This window comes from Mycobacterium sp. SMC-2 (assembly GCF_025263485.1).
GTDB lineage: Bacteria > Actinomycetota > Actinomycetes > Mycobacteriales > Mycobacteriaceae > Mycobacterium.
In genome coordinates, this window is sequence record NZ_CP079863.1 from 3,310,005 (window position 1) to 3,330,816 (window position 20,812).

Sequence of the window (20,812 nt, forward strand, 5' to 3'; positions counted from 1 at the left end):
AGCGGAACGAGCGGAACGAACCCAGTGAGTGACGGGAGTGAAGCGAACCATCGGGCGGTGAGCGGAGGCGTCGTGGTCGCGATCGACGGGCCGGCCGGTACCGGAAAGTCTTCGGTGTCAAAGCAATTGGCGCGGGCATTGCGGGCGCGCTACCTGGACACCGGTGGAATGTACCGGATGGTGACCCTCGCGGTGCTGCGCGCCGGCATTGATCCGGCCGACGCCGAGGCGGTAGGGCATATCGCGGGGACGGTGCAGATGTCGGTGGAGTACCACCCCGACGGAGATCGCTTTTTTCTTGCCGGAGAGGATGTTTCGGCTGAGATCCGCGGTGACCGGGTCACCGGCGCGGTGTCGGCGGTGTCGTCGGTTCCTGCGGTACGGACCCGCCTGGTGGCCATGCAACGTGAAATGGCGGGCGGGCCGGGCAGCATCGTGGTCGAGGGTCGCGACATCGGAACCGTGGTCCTGCCGGACGCGCCGGTGAAAGTCTTCCTGACCGCGTCGGCCGAAACCCGCGCGCGGCGGCGCAACGACCAGAACGTCGCGGCCGGGCGGGCCGACGATTACGACGCGGCGCTGGCCGACGTCCGCCGCCGCGATCATCTGGATTCCACCCGCGCGGTGTCGCCGCTGCGCGCCGCGTCCGACGCCGTGGTTGTCGACACCAGCGAGATGACCGAGGCGCAGGTGATCGACCACCTGCTGGAGCTGGTCCGGCAGCGAAGCGGGGCGGTGCGATGAGCCAGGACGGTACCTGGAGCGACGAAAGCGATTGGGAATCGGTCGAATCCGAGGTCGAAGAGCTGGCCGAGGCGGGCCCCGCCCCCGTCGTGGCGGTGGTCGGGCGGCCCAACGTCGGCAAGTCGACCCTGGTGAACCGAATCCTGGGCCGGCGCGAGGCGGTGGTGCAGGACGTTCCCGGCGTGACCCGCGACCGGGTGTCGTACGACGCGCTGTGGACCGGCCGGCGATTCGTCGTGCAGGACACCGGGGGGTGGGAGCCCGACGCCAAGGGCCTGCAGCAGCTGGTCGCCGAACAGGCCTCGGTGGCCATGCGCACCGCCGACGCGGTGATCCTGGTGGTCGACGCCACGGTCGGCGCCACCGCGGCCGACGAGGCGGCCGCCCGGATCTTGTTGCGCTCGGGCAAGCCAGTCTTCCTGGCCGCCAACAAGGTTGACAGCGAGAAGGGCGAAGCCGACGCGGCGGCGTTGTGGTCGCTCGGGCTCGGTGAGCCGCACGCCGTCAGCGCGATACACGGTCGCGGCGTCGCCGACCTGCTCGACGAGGTGCTGGCCGCGCTGCCGGAGGTGTCCGAAGCGGTACCCGCGCCCGGCGGCCCGCGGCGGGTGGCGCTGGTCGGCAAACCGAACGTGGGGAAGAGCTCGCTGCTGAACAAGCTGGCGGGCGACGAGCGCTCGGTGGTGCACGATGTCGCCGGGACGACCGTGGACCCGGTTGACTCGTTGATCGAATTGGGCGGCAAGGTCTGGCGATTCGTCGACACTGCGGGCCTGCGCCGCAAGGTCGGCCAGGCCAGCGGGCACGAGTTCTACGCGTCCGTGCGCACCCACGCGGCCATCGACGCGGCCGAGGTGGTGGTCGTGCTGATCGACGCGTCGCAGCCGTTGACCGAACAGGATCAGCGCGTGCTGTCGATGGTGACCGAGGCCGGGCGGGCGCTGGTGCTGGCGTTCAATAAGTGGGACCTGGTGGACGAGGACCGGCGCGAGGTGCTGGAGCGCGAGATCGACCGCGAGCTGGTGCAGCTGCGGTGGGCGCAACGGGTCAACATCTCCGCCAAGACGGGCCGCGCGGTGCAGAAGCTGGTGCCCGCGATGGAGACGGCGCTCGCATCGTGGGATATGCGCATCCCGACCGGGCCACTGAATACGTGGCTCAAGGAGGTGGTGGCCGCGACGCCGCCGCCGGTGCGCGGGGGCAAGCAGCCGCGCATCCTGTTCGCCACCCAGGCGACGGCCCGCCCGCCGACGTTCGTGCTGTTCACTACCGGTTTCTTGGAGGCCGGCTACCGGCGCTTTCTCGAGCGCCGACTGCGGGAGGCCTTCGGCTTCGAGGGCAGCCCGATCCGCATCAACGTGCGGGTGCGGGAAAAGCGGGGAGCCAAGCGGCGCTGAGCTTTGGCTCTTCGTGTGGCTGTCCCGAACCAATCGGCGACTTTCGAACGTGATAGCACCGGCGATATCAAGTTTCCCGTTCTCCCGCGATGCGGAATCTGAAAGCTATATCACAGGAAAATTGCGTTGACTTTGCTCGCGGTTGGTCCTTACGGTTCTTGCATAACGGGTTTGTTAGCCCGTAATGCGGGATTGGAGGCATCGTGAACATGGCCCAGGAAGCACCCACCGCCGCCCGCTTCAGCGTCGAAGGCAAGTCGATCCTGATCACCGGCGCGACCGGTGCGCTGGGCAGCGTCGCGGCCCGGGCGCTGGCCGGGGCCGGGGCGCAGCTGACCTTGGCCGGCGGCAACGCCGCGGGCCTGGACGAGCTCGGCATCGAGAATGCCGCGGTGGTCGCCCGCCGCCCCGACACTCCTGCCGACGCCCGGGCCATGGTGGAGGCGGCGGTCGCCCGACACGGCCGGCTCGACGGCGTCCTGGTCGCCTCGGGCATGAACCACGTCGCGCTGATCACCGAGATGGCCGTCGAGGACTTCGACAAGGTGATGGACGCCAACGCGCGGGGCGCCTGGCTGGTCTGCCAAGCGGCCGGGCGGGTCCTGCTCGAACAGGGGACAGGCGGCAGCGTCGTGCTGGTCTCGTCGGTCCGGGGCTCGCTCGGCCACCCCGCCGGCTACAGCGCCTACTGCCCGTCGAAGGGCGCCACCGACCTGCTCGTCAAGAGCCTGGCGGCCGAGTGGGGTGCGGCCGGCATCCGGGTGAATGCGCTGGCGCCGACGGTTTTCCGCTCGGAGCTCACGGAGTGGATGTACGCCGACGATGAGCAGGGCCGCGCCACCCGCGAGGCGATGTTCGCGCGAATCCCGTTGCGCCGCTTCGCCGAACCGGAAGACTTCGTCGGCGCGCTGATCTACTTGCTGAGCGACGCGTCGAGTTTCTACACCGGCCAGGTGATGTACCTGGACGGGGGATACACGGCATGCTGAAAGGAACCGACATGAGCATCACCTGGCCGCTCGGCGAAGCGGAATCGACGCTGGAGTTCTACGACCTGTCCCACCCGTGGGGCCACGGGGCGCCGGCCTGGCCGTACTTCGAGGACGTCAAGATCGAGCGCCTGCACAATATGGCCCGAAGCCGGGTGCTCACCCAAAAGATCACCACCGTCATGCATTCCGGCACCCACATCGACGCCCCCGCCCACGTCGTCGAGGGCACGCCGTTCCTGCACGAGATCCCGCTGAGCGCCTTCTTCGGCACCGGCGTCGTCGTGTCGATCCCGAAGGACAAGTGGGGCGTCGTCACCGCAGAGGACCTGGAGCGGGCGGCCCCGGAGATCCGGCCCGGCGACATCGTCGTCGTCAACACCGGCTGGCACCACAGGTACGCCGACAGCGCCGAGTACTACGCCTACTCCCCGGGCTTCTACAAGGAGGCCGGCGAGTGGTTCGCGGCCAAGGGCGTCAAGGCCGTCGGCGCCGACACCCAGGCGCTGGACCACCCGCTGGCCACCTCGATCGGCCCGCACGGTCCGGCCGAACATACTGGTGGGCTATTGCCCTGGGTGGTAAGGGAATACGAGGAGCAAACCGGTCGCCGCGTGCTCGACGACTTCCCGGAATGGGAGCCGTGCCACCGGGCGATCCTGTCCAAGGGCATCTACGGCTTCGAGAACGTCGGAGGCGACCTGGACAAGGTCACCGGCAAGCGCGTGACGTTCGCGGCGTTCCCGTGGCGCTGGGTCGGCGGCGACGGCTGCATCGTGCGGCTGGTGGCCATCGTCGATCCCACGGGCGGCTACCGCATCGAGACGGGCCGGGCGGCATGAGTTCCGACGGCGCCGGCATTCAGGTCATCGCCCGCGCGGCAGAGATGCTGCGGCTGCTGCAGGCGCACCCGGGCGGGCTCAGCCAGGCCGAGATCGGCGACCGGCTGGGCATGCCGCGTTCCACGGTCAGCCGGATCCTCAATGCCTTGGACGACGAGGGCTTGGTCGCCTCGCGCGGGGGCCGCGGCGGGTATCGGCTGGGGCCGGAGATCGCGCGCATGGCCAGTACCGTGCGCCTGGGCGTCGTGATGGACGTGCACCCGTTCATGGAGGAACTGTCGCGCGAGCTGGGGGAGACCGTCGACCTGTCCATCCTGGACGGGGATCGCGCAACCTTCGTCGACCAGGTGGTCTCGCCGCACCGGTTGCGGGCCATCAGCGCGGTGGGCGAGTCGTTTCCCTTGCACTGCTGCGCCAACGGCAAGGCCTTGCTGGCCAGCCTGCCGCCCGAGCGCCTGCCGAGTCGACTGGCCCGGCTCACCCCGAACACCATCACCAGCCCGGCGGCGCTGCGCAAGGAGCTCGAGCGGGTGCGGGCCGAAGGCGTCGCGTACGACCGCGAGGAGCAGACCGAAGGGATCTGTGCGGTGGGCGCGGTGCTCAAGGGAGTGGCCGGGCACGCCGTGGCGGTCAGCGTGCCGGTGCCGGCGCAGCGGTTCTACGGCCGCGAAGCCGAACTTGCCGGGTCGCTGCTGAACTGGGTCGAGAGGGTGGCCGCCGCGCTGGGGAAGGTCGATTAGCAAGGTGGCGGGTCGTCTGCGGTAGGCTTTCGACCTGCTGCCGGTGATCTCGGCGGCACCGGGCTGTGGCGCAGTTTGGTAGCGCACTTGACTGGGGGTCAAGTGGTCGCAGGTTCAAATCCTGTCAGCCCGACCACAGGTCAGAAGGTATTTTTGAGGTTAGCCTGATCGGAAAATATCTGGCGTACGCCAATTGTTACGCCAACCAGGTTTACACTGACCTGCATGGGCAAGCGCCGGGCCAACGGCCAGGGGAACGTCTACCAGCGTGCCAACGGCCGCTGGGAAGCACGCCTGTCCTATCTCGACCCTGCCACCGGCCAGCGGAAACGCGTCAGCGTATACGGGCCTACGCAGAAGGCCGCGCTGAAAGCTCTCGACGACGCCCGCGACAGAATCAACGACGGCCTGCCGCCCCGGGACGCCACCACAACGGTGGCGCAGTGGATGACTCACTGGCGCGCCACCACACTCGCCGCATCCGATCGCAAGATGGCCACCAAGGAGTTGTACGCCAACCTGTCGCGGAAGCACATCGAAGACGCTCCGATCGGCTCATCGCGGCTGGACCGATTGCGGCCGTCCGACATCGAGAAGTTCATCTTGGAAATGCGCGCGCAGACCAAGCCCGGCAAGCCCACCGACGACGAGCCAGAGCCACCGCCAGTACGTGCGCTCAGCGACTCCACCATCCGCTCGGCCTACACCGTGCTGCGCTCCGGGCTCGACGGCGCCGTGCGCGACGGACTCTTGGCCAAGAATCCGGCCGCCGCGGTGAAGCGTCCCGGCGTCGAACGCATCGAGGCTCGCCACCTTGACCGCGACGCCGTGGTCAAATTGCTCGATGCGGCGAAGGATTCCCGGTATCACGCGGCCCTGGTATTGATCGCGTCGACCGGTCTCCGCCGCGGAGAGGCGTTAGCCCTGAAATGGGACAAGGTCGACCTGGCAGCGGGAGCACTTCGCGTTGCAGCGACGATCGCGCGCGTAGACGGCGCGTTGAGCATCAGCGAGCCCAAGACAGCGCGTTCCCGGCGGCTCATACCGTTATCCAAGCCAGTCGTTGCCATACTGCGGGAGCAGCGGCTGCGCCAGAAACAGGAACGTCTCCGCGCCGGCAACCAGTGGCGCGAAAACGGACTGGTATTCACGACGGAGCTCGGATCACCGGTCGATCCCCGTAACTTGCTGCGGGTAATCGAGACGGCCGCTCAGACCGCGGGCGTGGAAGGCGTTGTGGTCCACACGCTTCGACACTCAGCTGCTGCAGCATGGCTCGAAGGTGGCGTTCATATCAAGGCGGTGGCCGATCTGCTTGGGCACAGCTCTATTTCGATCACCGGTGACATCTACGGACATTCCGAAGATTCCACGGCCCGCGCCGCGGTCGACGACCTCAGTCGCCAACTAGGGATGTGAACACCGCAGCCAGGTTATCCGTGCTTTTTGCCCATCTTGGTCTTTGGCAAAAGCCCGAACTCGTCGCTACGACACAGCTCAACCCATCGAGCCGCTGTCCGATATGGCACATCGAAACTGTCCGCGACAGCCCGAGTCGGCGCCTTGGTGACATTGCTTCGGTAGGCATTCGCAACCTCTTTGAGCAACGTCGGCGAAATCTTGCGCCGCTGAACCCGTGCGGCCCCAATCTCTTTGAGACTGTCACGGGAGCCGGGCCGACTTGGAATGCCATCTGGCCCGATGTACACGTTGCACTCATTCAGAATCTCTTCGGTCCAGCGTCCGAGATCCGCTAGGGCCCTCACATCCGTGTTCCGCAGTCCGCGGCCCCCTGGACGCGCAACAAGGTGGATCTCGCTGCACATCGGATGGCCGTCGCGCACCTCAATTTTCAATCGTCGCGACGGCGCGGTGCGGTCCTTGGAGAAATCGACGTCCACCACGCTCGGGACGTGCAGTCCAGACTGCCCCAGAGGTATCAGGCTGCCCATAGCGAAGGTTGCTTTGCCGAAAGGCAGCCGAACCTCGAAAGGTGCGTCAGGGTCGAACCTGAATTCCCCCTCAGCACTACGGCCGCGGCCGAGTGCGCTGGCTACAACCGCGTTGCCAACGAAGTCTATTTCCCGATCGTCGGATGTTCGCAACTGCGGCGTCCGCTGGCTTCGCTTGCCGGCCATCGCACCTCGCTAACTTTGCCATTATAAAGTCACTCTGCTAAGTGGCAAGGCTAGCCTGCGTTGTTGGACGCTGTCAATAGCCGCCGACCCCCCGGCGGACTCGCACGGACATCGGAGAGGATGCATGGACAGCGACACTGACCGACTACTCGTTCCCTACGACGAGGCGCGGCGCAAGCTCGGTGACATAGGCCGCACCACCATGTATGAGTTATTCGACCGCGGTGAGCTCGTCCGGGTCAACATCGGCCGACGCGGATTCGTGACCGCGAAATCCATTGCAGCTTACGTGGATCGGCTCAGCCAAGCTGCCAGCGTGGGTGTGGCGTAATGCGTCATCGGCAGAACGGGCCGCCTGAAACTGACGAAGGCCGGGCCCCACGCCCGGCCGGCGCCACACCAAACCAAACAACCACTCGCAACGATAGTCGATCTGATCGCTCGCGGTGGGATGCAGAAGTCCCGCCGTCATGACCGTCATGCTCAACGCCACTGAAGCCGAGCTATGCGCCGTGGCCGAAGTCCTCAAACTGGCGGCGCTCCTCGACGACCGTGCACCCGCCGCCGACAAATCGCGAATCGTCGCGTGGGCCGAACAAGTCCACCGTCATCGGCTCACACGCGAAGACCTGCTCGACGGGTTGCAGGACTTCTACGATTCGCCTGGTGACCGGGCAGTCCAGATCGGTGACCTGATCCACCGGGCCCGGATCGCTAAACGCAACAGGCTCGATAAAGAGGTAGACGAACAACGCGACCTTCGGCAGCAGCTATTCGACACGAAAGCTGTCGTCGAGACCCAATCGTTCGGAACCGAATTCGACCTCGGTCCCGTCGTGCAGCCAACCCCAAGGCTTGAAGACGCTGTAAGAGGCCTGCGACGCGCCGTGGACAAACGCTCAGCCATCGAAGCGATGCGCGAATTCTTCTCCGCCAAACAGGAAGCGCGCAAGGCGTCGTGAGTGGGCAACTAGTCGGAGAAGTGCTCGATGCTGTCGAGGCCGGGGCCCTCCGAAACCTGTCGCAGACGGAGCGACTCGCACTGCTCGCGATCGCCGAGAAGTGCCACACCGAAACTCGGCAAGGCTCGGTAAGAAGCGTGCGCATCCAAGCCGCGATTGGCCGGTCCTCCAGGACCGCCGAGCGGACGATCCGAAGCCTGAAAGACGCCGGCTTGATTCGGATAGTCAAGCGCGGATACCGGGCGCCGAATGGCTATGGGGCAGCCTCCATCTACGAGCTGTCGGAGCTTCCGACGTCCGAACTGGTAGAGGAAGCTTCCGACACCTACATGGCGGAAGCCGACGCCGAAGCTCCCGACATCAAGATGGCGGAAGCTATGATCGAAGATTCCGACGCCCATATGGCGGAAACTAACCCAGGAGCTTCCGCCATTTCGGCTCGAGCTTCCGCCATTTCGGCTCGAGCTTCCGCCATTTCGGCTCGAGCTTCCGCCACCCTGGATGGCGGCATTGACGGTTCTATTGACGGTTCTATTGACGGTTCTATTGACGGAAGAGAGTCGCGCGGGCGCGCGAGCACCGCCAAGAACGATCACGGAACGCGACTGCCCGAGGGCTGGATACCACCCGATGACACCATCCGCGAAATGCGCGACCGCTTCCCCGCAGTCGACCTCCGAACCGAACACGAGAAGTTCACCAACTACTGGTCCTCTCAACCTGGCGCCAAAGGCCGCAAGACCAAATGGGAAGCAACGTGGCGGAACTGGATCATCCGCGCCGCCGAACACACCAACAACGGGCAAATAGCACGAAACGGATTCGGCAAGCCAAGCCTGAAAGCCCAAGGCTGGCACCAGGCAGCCGAAGAACTCGTCGCCGAACTCAATGCATCTAGGGCCCTACCTGCCAGGCAAGCAGCACCAATCGGGACGCTACCTCTCGAACACCGGCAGCGCACCGAGGGAGCCGACTAGTGACCTCCGCACTCGCTGGGCTGCTCGACGCCATCGGCGCCGCACCTGCATTGCCCGGCGCCCGATGCCGCGGCCGGTGGGCCGAGTTCGACGACACCGACTGCCCCGAAACCATCGAGTACGCGCAACACATCTGCCGAAGCTGCCCAGCCCTCAAACCATGCCAGCAGTGGCTCAACGCCCTACCACCCCGAAAGCGACCACTCGGCGTCATCGCCGGCCGCCTCAACACAGGGCAGCGGGGCCGACCACGAAAGGCCAAGAAATGACCGCCGACGATTGCCCAATCTGCGGCACTCCCAACCTATTTGGGCCCGACAACATCGCCCGCCTGTGCTCCGAATGCGGGACCCCGATCCGAAACGACCACCCAGCCACGGAAGGACCACCCAGATGAGTACCGAGCTCCCACCCGGGCTCTACGACAACGTGAAAGCCGTCGCGCTGCGCCTGGCGCTCGCCGACCTCACCCAAGACGACGAACTGGCACGCCAAGCCGCCATCAGAACCGAGCTGATCGGCCTCTACACCGCCAGCCCTGGCCTGCTGATCGGCGTCGTCGGCTACCTGCTCGCGCACTTCACCGACGGCCTGATCCGCGGCTACGGCAGCCGACCCGCAGCCGTCGACGAGATCACCAAAGAGTTGGCCGCCGCCGTGCTCGCCGCGGGCGACGCGCAGTCGTGAGCACCCATCGCACGCGCCGCGGCAACGACCCGATACCGGACGGACCGATCACCAAGCCAAGCGCGCCGCACCCGGTCGTACTGCGCGAATGCCCCACATCCGGCAGCCGAATCGGGCCCACGCTGGCACCAGACGTCAACTGCCCGAGGGAACGGCGACCATGACCCACCCCGCCCAAAAAATCAGAGGGCAGGGGGTGGTGCGCGACCGCCCGCCCGTCGCTTTTTTCTCTCCCCCGGGACGAAAATCGCACCAAATTGGAGGACCAACGGAATGAATCTGCTTGGACGTAAGCAGCTCCGGCCTGATGTGCGGGCATTCACCGGGAATGATCAGCTGATTCGGTTGGAGATCGGCTACATCGTGTTTGTGCTGGATCACAGCGAGGCGATCGACCTGGCGGCCCAGCTCGTCGCGGTAGTCGACAGGCAGCGGGAAGGCATTGCGGGCGATGGCCGGCGATGAGATGCGGGCGCGATATCCGGGAATTTTCGCTGCGGTCCGGTTAAACACAATTCCGATCGACCTAGACCTCGTGCGCTACATCGTCCACTGGCTTGGCGACTACGCGCGGCTCAAGCAGCAGCCCGGACAGCCCGGCGTGCCGGAGGGCGTGCTAGCTGCCCAGCGCGCACTCGCGGAGGCGTATGCCGCCATCAGTGACTCGCGTCGACGCGAGGCGGATCGCCCGATGGCCACCGAGTTTCTAATCTCAGGCCATGACGCGCGCGTTGGGACAGACGAGGCCGCTGCCGAACTTGGGGTTTCAGCGGACACGGTCCGCTGGCATTACCGAAAGGGCAACCTCGATGGCCGCAAAGTCGGACGGCAGCTGATGGTCACCGTCGCGTCAATCGAGACGTTGAAAGCACGGCTCAACGAACAGAGAGGAGCCTAGACGTGGCAGAGAACATGGTAAACGTGCCCCGCACCGAAATCGTTCGGGTGCTTGGGCTCTCGGCCGATGTCGATGACAAGACTCTGCAGCGGGCACTCGAGGTCCGACTCGCGGCTATCGAGGCCGACAAGGGTGCTGCTGCGGTGTCCGCGGCTGAGCAGCGGGCCCGCGCCGAAGACCGCAGCATTGTCATGGCCGCGTACAACGTAGGCAAGATCCCCGCTAGCCGAATCGAGTTTTGGTGCGACGCCCTGCAGAAGGACCGCGCCGGAAACCGGTCGGTGATCGCGGCCCTGGCGCCGGCTCTGCCGCCACGCGAAAAGCTCGCTGCTGACGCGGACCTCGAGCGGACCCATCGCCAGGTGATGGCACGTTTGGGGATCATCCAGCAGCCGCCTGGACAGCAGCCGCCGCGGACAGTTGCTGCTGCGGCTCGCGTACCGCACCCGTACGACCCGTCTGTGCGGCCGCCTGTCGACGGCCTGGGCAATCCGCTTCCCGGGATTCCGCCGCCGGTGCGGTACTACCAGGGCAAAGACCCCTCAACCTGGACGCCGGAGGAGCAGTCGAATTGGTTCATGCATCGATTGGGTGGGCGCTTCGCGCAGGGCGTCCCGCGGCCGCCGCGTCGTGATGCCTGGTACCAGCCGACCGGCGTTGAACCCTACGAATTCGACGAGGCAAGCGGCGAGTGGCGCGCCAAGCCGAATTACCAGTCGAGAAGTGACGGGTAGGCGTGGCGTTCACTCCTGAAGCCGGATATGGGCCGCGTGGTCCCGTGTACGCAGACGCGTTCGTGCCGCGCTACCGGGTCACGTGCGCGTTGGTTATCCCGAAAGACCGCGACGGGCGGCTGCATCACCGCTACAAAGGGGAGTTGCTTGACTACCTCAACGATGAGCAGCGCGAGCGCTTCCTGCGCATGGGCCTCGTTGAGGAGATCAACGACAACCAGGTGCCACTCACGCAGACTGCGCCTGCGCCCACCGACGTCCCGGGTCCCAATACCGATCTCGTCGACGAGTGCATCGCTGCGCTCGACCGCCTCGGCGTAGCACCGGATGCGGGCGCGCCCACCTGCCGAACTGCCTTGCGTGACAGGGGACAGTCGTGGGGGAACGACACGATCGCGGCCGCTGTCCGCGAGCGGAAAGCGCGCGCAGCCGGAACGGCATCATGAGACTTGTCCGCGTCCTTGATTCCGACGCGCGGACGGGCGGCACCGGTCGCCTGCGACGAGGCGAAACTCGGAGGCCGCCCTGGCGCGGCGGCCGGTGCCGAAAACAAGACCCCACCCAGAAAGGGAAGTGAAGCGATGCACATTGAAGCCACGACCATCGACACCACGCCAACACTCATCCATACATCGAACTATCAAAGCACCGCTCGGATCATCCAAAACTCAGGCGACGTACCAGTTTTCGTTGGTGACGAGTCGGTGTCCGCCGACGGCGCGACACCAGCCCTGACGCTGGCACCCGGTGCGACCGTCACGATTCCCGGCGGCGGCTGCACGCTCTACGGAGTCGTTGCCTCCGGCACAGGCTCCGTGACCGTTCTCGCGGCGGGCTCTTCAGGTGGATAACGAAGCGATGCAGCAGCATCGATTCGCAACCATGGCCACGCACCACGCGTTCATGGGCATGAGCGACCAGCCCGGACAGCACCGCCAGCAAGACCCATTCGCGGCGCTGATCAACCAGTGCTACCAAGCGCGCACAGGACAAGACGACGGATTCAACGCCATGGAGGTACCGTTCTAGGCGTGGACCAGAACGACGCCACCACCGGCCGCGTAGGCAAGTTCCCCAAGACATTCGCCGGCGCCGAGGTCAGCGACATCGACCTCGACAACGAAGTCGTCATGGTCGACGGCCAGCGGCTCACCGAGGAACGAGCCGAACAGATCACCGCCGAAGTGCTCGCAAAAGTCCGTGAACGCGAACAACACGAGGACCGCTGACGAAAGTCGTCATCGTCAACGGGAGCTCGGCGTGCACGAACGCACCGGTGTAACCATCCCCGCAGACAAACTCCGCGCACAACTCGACCTCGACGACTGACACCACCTGTGCCCTGAATACCAACACGCACCCACACCCGCGACCGGTCCCACGGTCACCATGACCACGGTCCCACGGTCACCGGTGACCCCAGCAAACACGGTCACCACCCCCCCGCCGAAAAAATTCGACCCCACCCCCACGAAGCGACCGCCTGCCCGTCACGGATTTTTTTACACGGGGCCGAAAAATTTGGGGAACCTGCCCATGTCACGCAGAAAATCCGCTGGTCAGCGGCTTGTTTCGGATTTGTCGCGTCAGGGCGACCCGTACGCGATAACCGTGATGGTCGTCGAAGCTGGCCGCATCGTTGATCGGCTCGAGAAACCAGGCGCGGACAGGTGTCCGCAGGGGTGGACTGGTCGGCGATTGCGCATTGCGTTTAGGCTGTGATCTTCGCTGTTGAGCGGAGTCCTGATTGGTCCCGCGGTGCTCTCATTTCGGCGTTGGTTGTCCCGCAAGTTCTACCTCTGGTCGTGCCGCATCTACGAGGATTGGCACGAAGTCGCCCTTACCAGTGATACGGGCGAGCGTATTGAGTTCTGCTGCTATGGCGACTTCACCGGCTCGTGGCCTGAGCGCTGGGAGTTCGACTGCTCATGCGCACAAGGCGAAACCTAAAGGGCCCTGGTCGTCGCGTGTTTAGAGGGTGACGAGTTTGCCGAGCTGGTGTCGTTGTTCATCGCCTGCAAGGATTCGTCGCGCTCGGATCAGGTGATCGGCGGCCGCGATCTCCCGGTCGTAAGTGCTTGGCGCTTCGGTGCCGTGGGAACGGGAAAACCACGCTGAGACTTCAGCCCATGAATACAGTGACCACTGTCCGGTCGACAGCGGCGTCGGGAAGCCGCCAGAACCCCGCTTGCCGGCCGCGATCAGCCGCACCGACTCGTAGGTGCGGCCAAGCCGAGTTGCGATGTCACGCAACGACACCAGGTCATCAGAAGCGATCCCAGTCACGACCAGACCAGTCGACTCCACATCTTTCACCGCACCGAAGAGCGCCGCTGCGAAGGAATCAGCCTCGCGGTAGGCGTGCACCACGTTGACGCCTGCGCCGCCTTCTGGCACCAGGTCGCCCTCGGCGATGTCGAATAGCTTGTCGGCCAACCCCGTTGGGTCGCGGTCAACGGCCAAGGTGAATTCGTAGTCCATCATGTGTGCTCCCTGTGTCTCCTGGTGAATCCGCGGATGAGTTTCGCGCCGTGCTCCGGGTTTTTCCCGGTCGAGTACACGGCGATGCGCTGCCCACACGGGCAGTTCACCCATCCCCACGTGTGACCGCTGGTCTCGGTGATGCTGAGCCCGGCGGATTCAGCTTCATCGAGAGCGTTGCGGATCTCTTTGTGAGGATGCCGACCCATGTTGCAACTATACAACACACCGTTGGGAGTGTGCAACACATGTGGGTGTGTGTGAACGACGTGGCCCACTCGCGCTGACGCGAGCAGTTGACGTCTCTGCGCCGATTGGTCTCTAGCGTTTGAGACGGGCGCTCAAGCGCCGGGATGTCACGCGAGGCGGTGGTTGGAATTCCTGTTTATCTTGACGTTGAGTCGCGGCTGGACCGGCGAGCTGTGGAGGCCACGGCCCGCGAGATCACCGCGGTTTTCAACCGTCTGGGCGCGGACATATCGAAGGGGCTTGGCGGTTCGCTGGGTAAGGCGTTCGGCGCGTTCGACACCGGCGCGGCTCGCGAGGAGCTGTCGCGGCTTGAGAACGCGTGGCGCCGCGCTGCTGACGTGGAGCGCGATCAGGCTGCGCGGATGGAGCGCGACGCGCGTCGGGCCGCTGAGGCAGTTGCCAAGTACGGCGACGATTCAAGTAGAGCGCTGGCGGCGCAGGCGAACGCTGCCCGAAGCCAGCGGGATTACGTTGATGCGTTGGCCGCCAACGAGGCGGCGCAGCGCGCGCATACGAAGGCTGTTCAGGACGGCGCCGCGGCTGCTGGCTTGGCCGGGCGGGCGTGGAATGCCGCCGGCATCGGCGGCCTGGCGGTGTTCACCGGTGCGGTGGTTTCCTCCACTGAGGCAGCCGGGAATTTCCAGCAGGGCCTCGAGAAGCTGCACACAGTCGCCGGGGAGTCGACGCGGAACTTCAAGCTCATCAGCGATGGGGTGCTCAACCTGGCTAGCCAGGTCGGGTATTCGGCGAACGATCTGATGAACGCCATGTTCCTGGTCGAGAAGGCCGGGCTGCGGGGGCCTGACGCGATCAAGGTGCTCACAGCGGGAGCCCAGCTGGCCTCCCAAGAAGGCGCGGACCTCGACCACACGATCAACGGGCTCACGACCACGATGCGTGACTATCACATCCCGGTGGAGCAGGCCGCTGACATCACGTCGAAACTCAATGTGGCTATTGGTCTGTCGAAGGTTTCGGCGCAGGACTTCACCGGGGCGTTGCACAACGTCGAGCCCACCGCTGCGGGCGCGGGGGAAAGCATCAATGACCTGTATGCGTCGTTGGCGATGCTCACCCAGTCCGGGATGGGTGCTGACCAGGCCACGCAGAACCTGACGCACACCATCACGTCGCTGTCGCGCCCGACGAAGCAGATGCGTGACGAGATGGCCGCTCTAGGTATCGATTCCCGTGATATCCAAGCGCATTTCGGGGACAGAGGTTTGGTCGGCACCGCGAACGTCCTGTACCAGGCGGTGCAATCCAAGCTCGGACCGTCAGGCAAAGTCATGCTCGACACCTGGTTCAAGTCGCAGCAGGTTTCCGACAGCGCTAACCAGATGATGGCCGCGATGCCGCCTAATGTGCGTGCGGTTGCCGAGGCCATCGACAACGGCACCCTGTCATACAAAGAGTTCCGCAAGACCCGCGGGGGTTTGGGCGCCGAGCAGGCCAACGAGATTGAGCAGTGGAAGAAACTCGAAGATCAGCTGAACGGCTTTAACCAGTCCCTGAAATCGGGCCAGGGCGACTGGCAGACCCAGATCCAGGCGCTCGCGCTGCTTGTCGGCGGCCAGGACAATCTGCGGACCGTGCTGCAGCTCGTCGGTGAGAACGGCCCCAAGGCGGCCGACGCGGTCAATCAGGTGGCGGGCGCGACCGCTGATGCGGACGGAAAGACCAAGGGCTTCACCGAGTCTCAGACCACCTACAACGCCAAGATGAAGGACTTCAAGGGGGCGTTGAGCGCAGTCCGCGTCGAGATCGGTAACGATTTCCTACCCGCTATGACGCAAGTCGTTGGTGTGCTTGGCGATTCGGCGCGGTACCTGACCGAGCACAAGACCCTGCTGGATGCTGTGGTCGGCGGTGTGGGTGCTTTGGGCGGTGCGTGGTTGGGTTTCAAGGCGATCGACATCGCCGGATCGATACTTCGGCCGATCGCTTCGGGGTTGGGGACGATCCTCTCCGAGGAGGAGGGCGCCGAAACGGCGACCGCGGGCCTGAGTCGCGCGCTGTCGGGGTTGAAAGCCGCTGGGGTACTTGGGATCGGGGCGCAGCTGGGTGGCCAGTGGGCGCAGGACCACACCGATCAGGGCAGTTTCTTGCACAGCGCCGCGGTGGTCGGGACGGATGCGGGGACCGGTGCTGCCGCCGGCGCGGCGATCGGCTCGATCATTCCTGGTGTCGGCACCGGCATCGGCGCCGGTGTGGGTGCTCTGATCGGCGGCGGTGTCGGGATCTACAACCAGGTCGCCGGGCACGCAGGCGGCGGCCCGCTGCGGGCGCCGGGCCCGAAAGGTCATGACTCGGCGCTGTTCTGGGGCGCTGAGGGCGAGCACGTTTTCACCGCCGATGACGTCGACGCGATGGGCGGCCACGGCGCGGTGTACGCATTCCGCAACGCCCTGCACCGCCAGTACGGCGGCGCCGTCGGCCGTGACGTGCAGGTCGCCGAGTCGATGGCGGGCACGTCGTACAGCCAGCGCGGCCGCACCGACTGCTCGGGCATGGTCGGCCGGGTCGTGCTCGGCGCGATGGGCTTGCCGGCGACGAACTTGCCGACGACGCAGAACATGGGTCAGTGGCTGGCTGCGCTGGGTTTCCAGCCTGGTATCGGCGGCCCGGGCTCGATTTCGGTGGGCTGGTACAACCACGGCTCGGCGCCCGACGACGGGCACGCGGCCATGACGTTATCGGACGGTGAGAACGCCGAATCCGGTGGCAGCCACGGGAATTTCCTGATCGGTTCGGGTGCGGCCGGGGCGTCGAGTTCTGAGTTTGACCATCACATGTTCCTGCCGAACCTGTACGGGCAGGGCACCGCGACGGGAATGCCGGGCTTCGGCGGCGGCTTCGGCGGCGGCATGGGTGGTGGTTTCGGTGGGGGCAGCATTCCGCCCGGCGCGACACCAGGGACGGGCCCGGGTGGTCAGCCCGGCTATTACACGGCCAACCCTGAGCGCGTCGCCTCGGCGCAGGAATCGCTGCGTCATCTCAACGACGAGATCCACGACGCCGAGGAACGCAAACAGAACCTGAAAGCCGACGCATCGCAGGATGAGCGTGACCGGCTCGATCACGAGATTCAGCATCTGTACCGCGAACGCGACTTGGCCCAAGAACGGGTAGCCAAGGCCGAGCAGGGCACATTCCACGCCGGCCGCCACGGCCGCGGCGGCAGCGGTAACCCGTTTCTGCCTGTGCCGCTTGCCGATAAGTTCGGCCTGTCCAAGGGACTGCCGGGGCTCGCCGAGTGGCTTGTCGGGTTCGCCGAGGACATGGTGTTGGGCCCGTTAGAGACCGCGGCGTGGTCCGCGATGGGCGGCGCGCCCGGCGGCATGGGCGTGGGCGCGGCCGGGTTCGGCCCCAGTGGCCTGGGCTACCCGAATGTTCCGCCGGGAACGTTCGGCCCTGGCGGTGACGCGAATGCACCCGACCTGGGTGGGCCGCCCCGCGGCAACGAAATCGGACCTGCCACGGGCGGTGGCAGCGCTGGAACAGCTGGCGGCAGCGACCAATCCGCGCCGGTCGACCTGAATGGCCCGTTGACGGCTGATCAGATCGCGCAGCTCTCACCAGCCCAGCAAGCGCAGCTGATGCGCAGCGCGTTCGCTCATCCCGCACCGCCAGCACCGAACTTCTATAAGCAGTGGTATCCGGCGCACCCGCACACCGATGCCGACAGTTTGCCACCGGATGTTCGGGCATGGGCGCAACAGCACGGGATGATCGGGCCGGATGGCAACTACTCGGGGCCGTCGCTCCCGAGTCTAGGGCCGAAGTCGGTGGCGCCGCCGGTGAAGATGCAGCCGGACCTGTCGAAGCTGGGTGGGAATAGCAAGGGGCCGCAACCGTATACGCAACACCCGCCGTGGACAGATGCCACCCGCGACCAGCGCTGGTGGCACGACCCGCACGCCCCCTCGTGGGACACCGGGCTCAACGTTCCCAAGCTCGGCGGCCAACTGAAGCAGTTCTTCGACCCGAATCAGCCGGGGTTCGCGTCGGGTGGTTTGTCGGACAGTTTCCCGGGCGGCCCGAAGGGCACCGACACGATCCCGGCGTGGCTGAGCCCGGGCGAGATGGTGATGAATTCCAGCGCCACGTCGCAGTTCTTGCCGCAGCTGCGGGCGATGAACGCGCAGTATTTCGCCCCCGGTACCGGCAGCCCTCTTGATCCGACGGAGCCGACGCCACCCGCGTCTACGCCGCAGAACATGTTGAATACTCCGGGTGCGCCTGGTGCGCCGAAGCCGGGCGGTCCTCCGGGTGCCCCGAAACCAGGGCAGCCTGCGGGGCCGAAGCCGTCTGGCGGCGGCGCGGTGGATATTCACCAGGGGATCTCTGATCTGGCGTCCCCGGGCGCCGACGCCCAGCAGCCCGGCACGGGGCAGCCGGCGCAGCCGGGTATCGGGTTCAGCGGGGGCGCCATCGGCGCATTGGAGAGCGCCGCGTCGTCGGCGGGCTCCATGTTCCCCGGAGGCTCGGCGGCAGGTGCCGCGATGCAGGTCGGTTTTCAGGAGCTGAACCGGGCGGCCGCCGCAGGCGCCCAGGACGTCGGGATCGGCGTCGAGGGCATCTTGGAGGCGCTGATCCCCGACGCGGGCGGCAGCAGCGGCGACTGGTCGAAAACCATCCCCGGGCGGCTGCTGATGGGCATGACCGGAGTACGGCCCGCGGCGTCGCAGAACACCGCCGGCCAAACGCAGCAGCCATTCAAGTCGAATGTTTCCGACGACAAGTTCGCCAACCCCGGCAACGGCAACACGCAGCAGGGCTCCCCGATTCAGATCCTCGGCCCGGTCAACGTGCAAGCCGACAACACCCACCAGCTGCACTCGGAGCTGAACCAGCAGACGTCGATGGCGGCCAACACGGTGGGGGCCAGCCGGCCGTGAGTATGTGGCCGCGGATGGGAACTGGAGACCACAATGTTCGCTGCTAGGAATTTCCTGTTGGTGCACCAAGGCGCCCCCGCTGTTGCGCCGATTTTCGATGCCATAGGGGGCGGTGGGGGCGGACTGGGATCGTTCTCGTTCAGCCATACCGCGGCGCTCGGCGCCGACATCTTCGTCGACGTGTCCTATGACCGCGCCGGGGGATCTGTTACCGGGGTCAGTTACAACGGGCGGGCGATGACGGCGCTGCCCGGCGCCAGTGTTGCTCACGACGGCAACGGTGGCTACGGGTACACGGTGCGCTTCCATCTGGCAGGTGCGGGAACGGGAAGCGCAGCAACGGTTGGGGTTTCCATCTCGGGTAGTGCGTGGTACATCGGTAACTCGATCTCGATCAAGGGCGTCCATTCTGTCGGGTCCGCGCTGACCGCTTACGGCGCGCCGGGCGCTATGTCGCAGATCGTTTCAGCGTCTGCGTCGCAACTGATCCTGCAGTCATTCGGATGGGGCGCGGGCAGCTCGACCGTCTCCGCGTTGTCCGGGATGTCTGGCGGCACGGCGCACTACAACAGCACAGACGGCGGTGCTGGGTTGGCGATCAGTACCGCAACCGGGGCAGCAACATTCGCTGCAACGGGCGGCGCGTACGACTACTGGGGCGGTATCGCCCACGTGCTGTCGTAACCCGCGACGGGGTGGGTGTGCGGCCCCAGGTCCCGGGGTAGGTCTGGTCTGCCCTCACCGCGGGCCGCAGCGAAGTCACGGACAAGATGTCCGTGACTCCCGCGGGGTGAAGGTGGGGCCGTTACGTTGGAGTTCGTCGACGACTTGCCCGCGGGTCATGCCGCGGACGCTATCTCGAGCAGATACCTGGGCTCAGGGCGGCGGCGGCGGGGGCGCAGGTGGGTTATCCCAACTTCCCGGCGTGCCGGCCGGCACCTGCATTCCGAGCCAATTGCACGGCATCATCGACCGCCACGCGATGAACGCGCACTGCTGCTCAGGCGTCAACGGACCAGGACCCGCGCACGGCGGCGTTCCCGGCGTACCGCAGATCGGATCAGCGGACGCAGTCGGCAGGCCGGCAAAGCTGCCAGCGGCGATCAGCAAAGCGAAGGCCGCAACAAACCCGATGATCAAACGCTGAAGATGGCTCATCGCTACCTCGAATCTGTAGATCGACGCGCAGATCGTAACCCCACGTCCCGACACCGGTGGCCGTTTCAAACGGCTGGCCACCGGCAGCTCGCCTACGTGAAATCGGGTCACCAGATGACGACTTCTGCGTTGTCGCCGCCGTAGCAGCGCGTCGAGACCTTCGTGGTTCCGTCGGTGAAATATGCGGGATACCGGCCGGCGCAGGTCATTTCGTAGGCGTCGCCGGTGACGGGTGAGTAGGCGGTGAAGGTGTTGGCCATGCCGCTGTTGTAGAAGGTTCGGCGGACGTTTTCGGCGAACGCGCAGCTGGTGTGGCCACCGACAACACCTTCGTGGCCGTCTGGGCAGATGGTGAAAATATCGGTGCCGCCGGGCGGCGGCAGCGCGGGAGCTGGTTTCACCTCTGGTGCCGGCGGTGGTGGCGCGGCTTGCACGGTGACCGTCGGCGGGGGCGCGGGTGTGACCGTCACCGTCGATGGCGGCGGGACTGGTGCGGCGGCCGGGCTGATCGGTGGAAGCGCCGCAGCGGGGACCGTCGCCGCGGGGCTCGCGGCGCCCGGAGCGGGAGCCGGGTTGGTCTTGCCGTAGAGGTAGAACCCGAGCCACATCAGGAGACCGACCACGAGCGCGGCGGCGACCGCGCCGATCAGGATGACGCTGGCGCGTTCGGCAGCGGTCCCCCACGAGACCGTGTCGTCGTCATCATCGTCATCGTCATGTGCCCAGGCCAGCCCGGGAGCGCCCGGGGGCAGCGGCGGCACGATCTCGGTCACGTCGCCGGCCGGCCCGATCGCGGTCTCATCACTGCCGGCGGCGGCCGTCGTCGGGGGCAGCTCATCGTCTTGGTGGTCGTTAGTGGGCATCTTCGAGGGCTCCTGTTGGCTTGTCGTAAATCTTGCATGAGGGGATGACAAC

General features: G+C 66.0%; 24 protein-coding genes and 1 tRNA gene. 20 read left to right on the forward strand and 5 right to left on the reverse strand.

Annotated features, from left to right (window positions below; translation table 11 throughout):
* Window positions 1-57 precede the first annotated feature (57 nt).
* From cmk to KXD96_RS15560, 7 genes are all read left to right on the forward strand, one after another.
* Window positions 58-744: a (d)CMP kinase gene (gene cmk, locus KXD96_RS15530; protein ID WP_260737001.1), complete on the forward strand. Its 687-nt coding sequence runs from the start codon at window positions 58-60 to the stop codon at window positions 742-744.
* Entirely contained in the window at window positions 741-2,141 is a 1,401-nt protein-coding gene (gene der / locus KXD96_RS15535; protein WP_260737004.1) for a ribosome biogenesis GTPase Der, read from the forward strand. Before cmk ends, der begins: the two co-directional genes overlap by 4 nt.
* A gap of 209 nt (window positions 2,142-2,350) precedes the next feature.
* Window positions 2,351-3,130, forward strand: coding sequence for an SDR family NAD(P)-dependent oxidoreductase (locus KXD96_RS15540; protein WP_260737005.1), 780 nt, complete (start codon window positions 2,351-2,353; stop codon window positions 3,128-3,130).
* 11 nt (window positions 3,131-3,141) lie between these two features.
* Window positions 3,142-3,972 (forward strand): cyclase family protein, encoded by an 831-nt coding sequence (locus tag KXD96_RS15545; RefSeq protein WP_260737006.1) that lies wholly within the window; start codon window positions 3,142-3,144, stop codon window positions 3,970-3,972.
* Window positions 3,969-4,712: an IclR family transcriptional regulator gene (locus KXD96_RS15550; protein ID WP_260737007.1), complete on the forward strand. Its 744-nt coding sequence runs from the start codon at window positions 3,969-3,971 to the stop codon at window positions 4,710-4,712. Before KXD96_RS15545 ends, KXD96_RS15550 begins: the two co-directional genes overlap by 4 nt.
* A 59-nt stretch (window positions 4,713-4,771) precedes the next feature.
* Window positions 4,772-4,848 (forward strand) — tRNA-Pro (locus tag KXD96_RS15555).
* An 89-nt stretch (window positions 4,849-4,937) separates the two neighbouring features.
* The gene (locus tag KXD96_RS15560) at window positions 4,938-6,131 is read left to right on the forward strand and encodes a site-specific integrase (protein ID WP_260737009.1); all 1,194 of its coding nucleotides are present in this window, start codon (window positions 4,938-4,940) and stop codon (window positions 6,129-6,131) included.
* Window positions 6,132-6,145: 14 nt separating this feature from the next.
* On the opposite strand, the gene KXD96_RS15565 is transcribed toward KXD96_RS15560, so the two are convergent.
* The gene (locus KXD96_RS15565) at window positions 6,146-6,850 is read right to left on the reverse strand and encodes a hypothetical protein (protein ID WP_260737010.1); all 705 of its coding nucleotides are present in this window, start codon (window positions 6,848-6,850) and stop codon (window positions 6,146-6,148) included.
* 124 nt (window positions 6,851-6,974) lie between these two features.
* On the opposite strand from KXD96_RS15565, the gene KXD96_RS15570 reads away from it, so the two are divergent.
* The 11 genes from KXD96_RS15570 to KXD96_RS15620 all read left to right on the forward strand — a co-directional run bounded on the left by KXD96_RS15570 (window position 6,975) and on the right by KXD96_RS15620 (window position 12,337).
* Window positions 6,975-7,181, forward strand: a complete 207-nt coding sequence (locus KXD96_RS15570) for a helix-turn-helix domain-containing protein (protein WP_260737012.1) — start codon at window positions 6,975-6,977, stop codon at window positions 7,179-7,181.
* A 139-nt stretch (window positions 7,182-7,320) separates the two neighbouring features.
* Complete coding sequence (locus KXD96_RS15575; RefSeq protein WP_260737014.1) at window positions 7,321-7,812, forward strand: hypothetical protein; 492 nt, start codon at window positions 7,321-7,323, stop codon at window positions 7,810-7,812.
* 20 nt (window positions 7,813-7,832) lie between these two features.
* A complete protein-coding gene (locus tag KXD96_RS15580; RefSeq protein ID WP_260737016.1) occupies window positions 7,833-8,789 on the forward strand; it encodes a hypothetical protein in 957 nt (318 codons plus the stop codon).
* 393 nt (window positions 8,790-9,182) lie between these two features.
* Complete coding sequence (locus KXD96_RS15585; protein ID WP_260737017.1) at window positions 9,183-9,476, forward strand: hypothetical protein; 294 nt, start codon at window positions 9,183-9,185, stop codon at window positions 9,474-9,476.
* Between the two features lie 273 nt (window positions 9,477-9,749).
* Entirely contained in the window at window positions 9,750-9,941 is a 192-nt protein-coding gene (locus KXD96_RS15590) for a hypothetical protein (protein WP_260737018.1), read from the forward strand.
* On the forward strand, window positions 9,928-10,374 hold the full coding sequence (locus KXD96_RS15595) for a helix-turn-helix domain-containing protein (RefSeq protein WP_260737019.1): 447 nt from the start codon (window positions 9,928-9,930) through the stop codon (window positions 10,372-10,374). Before KXD96_RS15590 ends, KXD96_RS15595 begins: the two co-directional genes overlap by 14 nt.
* Window positions 10,375-10,376: 2 nt before the next feature.
* Window positions 10,377-11,108 (forward strand): hypothetical protein, encoded by a 732-nt coding sequence (locus tag KXD96_RS15600; RefSeq protein ID WP_260737022.1) that lies wholly within the window; start codon window positions 10,377-10,379, stop codon window positions 11,106-11,108.
* Window positions 11,109-11,152: 44 nt separating this feature from the next.
* Window positions 11,153-11,554 (forward strand): hypothetical protein, encoded by a 402-nt coding sequence (locus KXD96_RS15605; RefSeq protein WP_260737024.1) that lies wholly within the window; start codon window positions 11,153-11,155, stop codon window positions 11,552-11,554.
* 135 nt (window positions 11,555-11,689) lie between these two features.
* Window positions 11,690-11,959 carry a hypothetical protein gene (locus KXD96_RS15610; RefSeq protein ID WP_260737027.1) on the forward strand — a complete coding sequence of 90 codons (270 nt, stop codon included), beginning with the start codon at window positions 11,690-11,692 and terminating at the stop codon, window positions 11,957-11,959.
* 7 nt (window positions 11,960-11,966) lie between these two features.
* Window positions 11,967-12,137, forward strand: coding sequence for a hypothetical protein (locus KXD96_RS15615; RefSeq protein WP_260737030.1), 171 nt, complete (start codon window positions 11,967-11,969; stop codon window positions 12,135-12,137).
* Between the two features lie 2 nt (window positions 12,138-12,139).
* Entirely contained in the window at window positions 12,140-12,337 is a 198-nt protein-coding gene (locus tag KXD96_RS15620; RefSeq protein WP_260737032.1) for a hypothetical protein, read from the forward strand.
* Between the two features lie 742 nt (window positions 12,338-13,079).
* Here KXD96_RS15620 and KXD96_RS15625 read toward each other — a convergent pair.
* Window positions 13,080-13,589: a hypothetical protein gene (locus tag KXD96_RS15625; RefSeq protein ID WP_260737034.1), complete on the reverse strand. Its 510-nt coding sequence runs from the start codon at window positions 13,587-13,589 to the stop codon at window positions 13,080-13,082.
* Window positions 13,589-13,798: a hypothetical protein gene (locus tag KXD96_RS15630; protein WP_260737036.1), complete on the reverse strand. Its 210-nt coding sequence runs from the start codon at window positions 13,796-13,798 to the stop codon at window positions 13,589-13,591. Before KXD96_RS15630 ends, KXD96_RS15625 begins: the two co-directional genes overlap by 1 nt.
* Before the next feature lie 213 nt (window positions 13,799-14,011).
* Between KXD96_RS15630 and KXD96_RS15635 the strand changes: the two genes are divergently transcribed.
* Complete coding sequence (locus tag KXD96_RS15635) at window positions 14,012-18,739, forward strand: phage tail tape measure protein (protein ID WP_260737039.1); 4,728 nt, start codon at window positions 14,012-14,014, stop codon at window positions 18,737-18,739.
* Between the two features lie 57 nt (window positions 18,740-18,796).
* On the forward strand, window positions 18,797-19,423 hold the full coding sequence (locus KXD96_RS15640; RefSeq protein ID WP_260737057.1) for a hypothetical protein: 627 nt from the start codon (window positions 18,797-18,799) through the stop codon (window positions 19,421-19,423).
* Window positions 19,424-19,615: 192 nt separating this feature from the next.
* On the opposite strand, the gene KXD96_RS28785 is transcribed toward KXD96_RS15640, so the two are convergent.
* Entirely contained in the window at window positions 19,616-19,897 is a 282-nt protein-coding gene (locus KXD96_RS28785; RefSeq protein WP_396878813.1) for a hypothetical protein, read from the reverse strand.
* 107 nt (window positions 19,898-20,004) lie between these two features.
* A complete protein-coding gene (locus KXD96_RS15650) occupies window positions 20,005-20,760 on the reverse strand; it encodes a hypothetical protein (RefSeq protein ID WP_260737067.1) in 756 nt (251 codons plus the stop codon).
* Window positions 20,761-20,812: the final 52 nt, after the last annotated feature.